Annotated in this window: 6 protein-coding genes and 1 pseudogene; 5 read left to right on the forward strand and 2 right to left on the reverse strand. The window is 66.9% G+C overall.

Going from position 1 to position 6916, the window contains the following annotated elements:
* Nucleotides 1-957: anhydro-N-acetylmuramic acid kinase (locus BRAS3809_RS30605; RefSeq protein WP_052523512.1), on the forward strand; the 957-nt coding region annotated here is incomplete at its 5' end.
* 81 nt (nucleotides 958-1038) lie between these two features.
* Nucleotides 1039-1716, forward strand: coding sequence for a glutathione S-transferase family protein (locus BRAS3809_RS30610; protein WP_008965892.1), 678 nt, complete (start codon nucleotides 1039-1041; stop codon nucleotides 1714-1716).
* Between the two features lie 343 nt (nucleotides 1717-2059).
* Here BRAS3809_RS30610 and BRAS3809_RS30615 read toward each other — a convergent pair whose 3' ends face one another.
* Together BRAS3809_RS30615 and BRAS3809_RS30620 are read right to left on the reverse strand one after the other, a co-directional pair.
* Entirely contained in the window at nucleotides 2060-2707 is a 648-nt protein-coding gene (locus BRAS3809_RS30615) for an alpha/beta hydrolase (protein WP_006614822.1), read from the reverse strand.
* A gap of 247 nt (nucleotides 2708-2954) precedes the next feature.
* A complete protein-coding gene (locus BRAS3809_RS30620) occupies nucleotides 2955-3881 on the reverse strand; it encodes a LytTR family DNA-binding domain-containing protein (RefSeq protein ID WP_240535810.1) in 927 nt (308 codons plus the stop codon).
* A 386-nt stretch (nucleotides 3882-4267) separates the two neighbouring features.
* Between BRAS3809_RS30620 and BRAS3809_RS30625 the strand changes: the two genes are divergently transcribed.
* The 3 genes and pseudogenes from BRAS3809_RS30625 to BRAS3809_RS36280 all read left to right on the forward strand — a co-directional run.
* Complete coding sequence (locus BRAS3809_RS30625) at nucleotides 4268-5467, forward strand: acyltransferase family protein (RefSeq protein WP_008965894.1); 1200 nt, start codon at nucleotides 4268-4270, stop codon at nucleotides 5465-5467.
* Nucleotides 5468-5513: 46 nt separating this feature from the next.
* Nucleotides 5514-6677 carry a cysteine desulfurase family protein gene (locus tag BRAS3809_RS30630; protein WP_008965895.1) on the forward strand — a complete coding sequence of 388 codons (1164 nt, stop codon included), beginning with the start codon at nucleotides 5514-5516 and terminating at the stop codon, nucleotides 6675-6677.
* 83 nt (nucleotides 6678-6760) lie between these two features.
* Nucleotides 6761-6916: pseudogene (locus BRAS3809_RS36280) on the forward strand (Fe-S cluster assembly protein SufB); the annotation flags it as partial.

Genomic DNA, 6916 nt, shown 5'->3' on the forward strand with positions numbered 1-6916 from the left:
GAGGCGCTGGCGGCTGCGGTGCAGATCGAGCGGCGCGACGCGCGTCCGGGGCCGGTCCGGGACGCCGAGCTGGCCGTCACGGCTGCGCATGCCGAGGCGATCGCGGCGTTCCTCGGCCAGCACCGCCTGATGCCGGAGGACATCGACATCATCGGCTTCCACGGCCAGACCGTGCTGCACCGCCCCGAGCGGCGCCTGACGGTGCAGATCGGCGACGCCGGCGCGCTCGCCAAGGCGGTCCATATTCCGGTGATGCATGATTTCCGCGCCGCGGACGTCGATTTCGGCGGCCAGGGCGCGCCGTTCGTACCGGTCTATCACCGCGCGCTGGCGCAGTCGGTGTCGCGCCCGGGGCCTGTCGCCGTGGTCAATATCGGCGGCGTGTCGAACATCACCTATATCGACGGCGAGGACGTGCTGATCGCCTGCGACACCGGCCCGGGCAACGCGCTGCTCGACGACTTCATGCACCGGACCACGGGCCAGGCGTTCGACCAGGATGGCCGCGCGGCGGAGCAGGGCACGCCGGACGAGCCGTGGATCGCCAATGCGCTGGCGCTACCGTTCTTCGCGCTGCCGCCGCCGAAATCGCTCGACCGCAACGATTTCGCGGCGCTGAAGCTCGGTGATGTGAGCCCGGCGGACGGCGCAGCGACCCTCACGGCGTTCACCGCGGCCGCCATCGCGCGCATCGTCCCCTTGCTGCCGAAGCCGCCGGCGAGCTGGATCGTCTGCGGCGGCGGCGCGCGCAACCACGCGATGATGCGGATGCTGCGCGAGCGCCTCGCGCCGGCCACCGTCGAATCGGCCGATGCGCTGGGATGGTCGGCCGACGCCGTCGAGGCCCAGGCGTTCGGCTTCCTGGCGGTGCGCGGCATGAAGGGCCTGCCGCTGAGCTATCCGACCACCACGGGCGTGCCTTTCCCAATGACCGGCGGGGTGATCGCGCGGCCCTGATTCATGCAAGTGCATTCATCTTGACAGGTTCATGCAGATGCATCTAGTTTAATGCATCTGCATCAAACTGCCGAGGATGCCATGGCGCCCGTTCTGAAGCTGATCAGCCACAAGCTCTGCCCCTATGTGCAGCGCGCCGTCATCGCGCTCACCGAGAAGGGGATCGCGTTCGAGCGGATCGACATCGATCTCGCCAACAAGCCCGACTGGTTCCTGAAGATCTCGCCGCTCGGCAAGGTGCCGGTGCTGGTGGTGCCCACGCCGCAAGGCGAGGTGGCGCTGTTCGAGAGCAACGTGATCTGCGAATGGATCGAGGACACGCAGGGCGGCGCGCCACTGCATCCGGCGGATGCGCTGACGCGCGCCCAGCACCGCGCCTGGATGGAGTTCGGCTCGGCGATATCAGGAGATCTCTGGGGCCTGGAGACGACGCAGGATGCTCAGGTGTTCGCCGCCAAGCGCGAAGCCCTGACGGCGAAGTTCGCCCGCGTCGAGGCGGCGCTCGGCGAGGGGCCGTATTTCGCGGGCGCGCAGTTCAGCCTGGTCGATGCGGTGTTCGCGCCGATCTTCCGCTATTTCGATGTGTTCGATGCGTATGGTGATCTCGGCATCTTCGCAGCGACGCCGAGGGTTCGCGCATGGCGTGAACAGCTGGCGCAGCGGCCGAGCGTGAAGACAGCTGTGAGCGAAGAGTATCCGCACCTGCTCCGCGCTTTCCTGGCGCGTCATGATGCGTATTTGTTGAAGCAGGCGGCGTAGGGACCTTGTTGTCGCACCGCGTGCTCGCGCCGCACCCACAGCTGGATCGCCCGGCTTGACCGGGCGATCCAGTACTCCGAGCCACCAATGATCAGCCGAGAAACCGCGGCGTACTGGATCACCCGCTTTCGCGGATGATGACAGCGGTGGATGCGTGGGCAAAGCCGCAGATCGGCGCGAAGCGGCGATCGAAGGCGTGCCCACCGTCGGGTCCGCGCTGGCGGTTGGAATGGTAGGCACGGCGCTTCGACGACCGTCTGCGTCGATGGAGCGTCGGACGCGCCTTTGCCACCCTACACGTCGTGGCTCTGCGCCGGATTTTACAGGAGCGAGGCGCTCAGCCTCACCTCACATTGGCCAGCCGCATATCCAGATACGCGGTGATGGTCTCCATCAGCGGCTCGAGCTTGCCGTCGAAGAAGTGGTTGGCGCCGGGGATGACCTGCTGGTCGATCACGATGCCCTTCTGCGTCTTCAGCTTCTCGACCAGCGTGTTGACGTCCTTCGGCGGCACCACCGCATCCTTCTCGCCGTGGACGATCAGGCCGGAGGACGGGCAGGGCGCCAGGAACGAGAAGTCGTAGAGGTTGGCGGGCGGCGCGATCGAGATGAAGCCCTCGACCTCGGGGCGGCGCATCAGCAGCTGCATGCCGATCCAGGCGCCGAACGAGAAGCCGGCGACCCAGCAGGCGCGCGCCTCGGGGTTGATGGTCTGCGCCCAGTCGAGCGCCGAGGCGGCATCCGACAATTCACCCGTGCCGTGGTCGAACGAGCCCTGGCTGCGGCCGACGCCGCGGAAATTGAAACGCAGCACCGAGAATCCGCGATGCGCGAAGGCGTAGTAGCACTGGTACACGATCTGATGATTCATCGTGCCGTGGAACTGCGGATGCGGATGCAGGATCATCGCGATCGGCGCGTTCTTCTGCTTCGCCGGATGGTAACGGCCTTCGAGGCGGCCGGCCGGACCGTTGAAGATGACTTCAGGCATCAGAGAATCCTTGGCAGAGCATCGACCGACTTCGTCCGTGCTTCATCCGGCGCCTCGCCGACGAGTTCAGCAGGAAAAGTGGTGATCGAGCACCGTCCGTTCGCTCGGACGGAGCGGTGCTGGCGTGACTGGAAGATGGCCTTCTAGCATGGAGCGCAGGGCAAAAAGCAAGGATTTTCAACGCCCGGCGATGGGGAGACGGGATGGCGCGCCGTGTCTTCGCCGTGATGCGCGCTCGCGCGCGAGATCAGCCTGTTCTCTCTGGATCTCCCTGCAGCTGGTTGAAAGACTTGGAATTTTCCTTCTCTGGCGGCGCGGAGGCGGGGCTTGGTGCGGACGTCCGCTCCAACTGGGCAACGGCGCTGCGATAACGCCGGCTGCCTTGGATGGACTGTCCGGTATCGAAGGTCAGGCTGAAGTCGCCCGATGGCAGAACCGAGAGCGCGGTCACCCGGGCGAGGTTGGCGAGCCGGCCGCGATGGATGCGAACGAGCCCGAAACGGGCGAGCTCGGTTTCGGCCGCCGAGAGCGTGCCGCGGATCAAATGCTGCCGGCCGCCCGCCATGGTGTATTCGATGTAATTGCCGGCAGAAGCGACCCACAGAATTTCGGCCGGCGCAATCCGGAGCCGGCTCGTGCCGTCACGCAACCAGAGCGCGGCCGGGACGGCGGTGTCGTCCTCCCGCTCCCGGGATGAGCTTCGTCCGGTGCCTGCGTGGTAGCCGTCCCACAGCCACAGCGTGGTGCTGATGATCAGCACGGTCATGATGTCCTTGCGGAACTCGTACAGGACCGTGGGCCAGGACAGGTTGAAATCGTAGCTGCCGCCCGCCGTCCAGACCAGCAGCTTGCGCAAGGCCACCATGCCCAGCATGTGCAGCGCCGAAAATACGAGAAGGGAGGCCGCGGCGAGGGTCGCGCGACGAACGACACCGGGCGAGCTGCGAATCGATCGGACGGCGGCCACCAGCAAGGGCGTCAGCAGAATGACGAACAGGATGCTCGTCAATTCGTACATGAGCGGCTTTCCGATGTCGTAGGCACCGCCCCGCCGGGCGGCATCATGGGCTGACGAAAAGGCGTTGATGATGCCGATGCCGACCGCGAGCGCGGCCGTGGTCGCATAGAAGATCCGATCATTCGGACGCAGGATCAGATCAGTCATCTTGCTCATGGAGCGCACCCGCCGTCTCTGCCGCCGGGCGACGATACCACCATGTCGGCCGCTCGGCAGCATGCCTGCGTGATGAGGGGGCCCGACAACGCTCAACGCCAACCGGCCGCAATCGGAACTCCCGCCGCATGGCGCCGGACGGGCAGCGGATGGCGCCGGTACGGGCTGCTTTCAACCGGAAGGGTTGCAGCAGCGCCCGCCGAACTCACCGCTGATCCCCTGACGACCACCGCTCGTCCCCGGGCGCGGCACCTCGTCCCGCGCACCGGCGGACTGGTCCCGAGCCGGCTCGACGGCGGTCGCATCCCTGGCACTGTTCGTCTCGGGCATCTCATTCAGCTCCGGCGCGACGCTCCCACGTCGCGCCCGGCAAGGAGGCGAACATCATGTCGGCACCACAGCAAGACTTCCTCTCGGAACGGCGCATCGACCTCGATTGGGTCCGGATCGGGGCCTTCGGCCTGCTGATCCTCTACCACGTCGGCATGCTCTACGTTTCGTGGGGCTTCCACATCAAGAGCGCCCACCGGCTGGTCTGGCTCGAGCCGGTGATGCTGCTGCTCAATCCCTGGCGGCTGTCGCTGCTGTTCCTGGTCTCGGGCGTGGCGACCCGGTTCATGCTCGGCAAATACGACCTGAAAGCCCTGCTGGGCGCGCGCTCGGTCCGGCTGCTGGTTCCGCTGGTCTTCGGCATGCTGGTGATCGTGCCGCCGCAGTCCTACGCGCAGGTCGTCGAGAGCGTCGGCTATTCCGGCGGTTTCCTCGATTTCTATCTGCGGCACTATCTCGGCTTCTCGGTGCAGTTCTGTCCTGGTCCCTGCGTCGTGATGCCGACCTGGAACCATCTGTGGTTCGTGCTGTACCTCTGGGTCTACACCGCGGCCGTGATCGGTGTGCTGGCGCTGTGGCCGTCCTTGGCGGACCGGCTTGGCGCGCGGCTGGGTGCGGTGCTCGGAGGTCCGTGGCTGCTGATCCTGCCCTGCGTGCTGTTCGTCGCCTGGCGGATCGTCCTGCTTCCGCTGTTTCCATCGACCCACGCGCTGGTCGGCGACTGGTACAACCACGCGGATTATGCGACGGCCTTCCTGATCGGCTTTCTGCTGGCGAGGGATCGGACTGTCTGGGCCGCGCTGGAGCGCTGGCGCTGGGTCGCGCTCGCGGCCGCGGCCGGCGTCTTCACGGTCTTCATCTCGATCCGGGCCGGCTTCGGCACGACGCTGGCGCCGGTGCCGGCGCTCAAGACCACCGCCGGCCTTGCCTATGGCTGCTATCAATGGCTGGCGATGGCCGCGGTGCTCGGCCTGGCGCGACGCCTCGTTCCGGCCGACGGCCCGGTGCGGCGCTATCTGACCGACGCGATGTTCCCTTATTACATCGTGCATCAGACCGCGATCATCATGATCGCGCACGGCTTGCAGGGCCGCGGCCTTTCGGCCGGGCTGGAAGCGGCCATCATCATCGCGGGCACCGTTGCGGTCTGCGGCGTCACCTACGAAATCGTGCGGCGGATCAGCTGGCTGCGGCCACTGTTCGGATTGAAAATGGCGACGCCCGCGCCGCTCAAGGCGGTGCAGCAGCCGGCCTGAGGCGCGGTTCCGATTGGCGCCGTCGCGCAAGGTGGTAAGAGAGGCCATGCGCGATCGCGTCTATCTCGACTGGAATGCCACCACGCCGCTGCGCCCCGAGGCGCGCGCGGCCATGGTTGCCGCGTTCGACCTGGTCGGCAATCCGTCCTCGGTGCACGACGAGGGCCGCAGGGCGCGGCGGGTGATGGAAGAGGCCCGCGCAGTGATCGCCCGCGGCCTCGGCACGGTGCCGCGCCGGGTCGTCTTCACCTCCGGCGGTACGGAGGCCAATACGCTGGCGCTGAGCCCCGTGTTGAAGGCGCCGGCCGGACCGGTGGCGCGGCTCCTGGTGTCGGCCGTGGAACATGCCTCGGTGCTGGCCGGCGGCCGGTTCGCGCCGGCGGCGATCGAGACGATCCCGGTGGATCGGTCCGGCCTGGTCGACCTCGGCCGGCTCGAGGCACTCCTGGCCAACGGACCGCCGGCACTGGTCTCGGTGATGGCGGCCAACAATGAGACCGGCGCGCTTCAACCGGTTTCGCAGGTCGCTGAGACCGTCCGCCAGGCCGGTGGCCTGCTGCACGTCGATTCGATCCAGGCGTTCGGTAAAATCCCGCTCGATATCAATGAGATGGGCGCAAACCTTGTGACCATTTCTGCACACAAGATCGGCGGCCCCAAGGGGATTGGCGCGCTGCTGCTGGGGGCAGAGGTCGAGGACATCGTTCCCCTCCTGCGGGGCGGCGGACAGGAGCGGGGGCGCCGGGCGGGAACCGAGAACCTTGCGGGGATCGCCGGGTTCGGCGCCGCGGCGGCCGCGGCGCTGACCGGCCTCGCGGCGGATCTGCCTCGCGTCACGGCGCTCCGCGACCGCCTGGAGGCCGGCCTCCGTCAGACATCCGGCGGCATGGTGTTCTCGTTCGACGCGCCGCGGCTGCCGAATACCACGCTGTTCACGGCTCCCGGGCTGAAGGCCGAGACCGCCGTGATCGGCTTCGATCTCGAAGGTATTGCAGTGTCTTCCGGCTCGGCCTGCTCCTCGGGCAAGGTCCAGCCCTCCCACGTTCTGGAGGCGATGGGCGTCGGTTCCGCCGCCGCCCAGGGAGCGGTGCGCCTCAGTCTGGGCTGGTCCACGACCCCTGCGGAGGTCGATCGGGCGCTCGAGGCTTGGCGAAAGCTGTCGATGACCCTACTTAAAGGACGTGACGAAACAGCGCTTGAGCGATTCTAAGGGCGTGATTTCGTCTGCGAAACGTCGTAAGACGGTTCCAGAGATGTCCACCGCGGTCCTTGAAACCGCGAGCGGAGGATGGAATGCCAGCCGTACAAGAGACGGTCGACCGCGTCAGGCGGATCGACGTTGATCAATATCGTTATGGATTCGAGACGGTCATCGAATCCGAGAAGGCCCCGAAGGGCCTGTCCGAAGACACGATCCGCTTCATCTCGGGCAAGAAGAACGAGCCCGCC

The sequence above is a fragment of the Bradyrhizobium sp. STM 3809 genome (assembly GCF_000239795.1).
GTDB lineage: Bacteria > Pseudomonadota > Alphaproteobacteria > Rhizobiales > Xanthobacteraceae > Bradyrhizobium.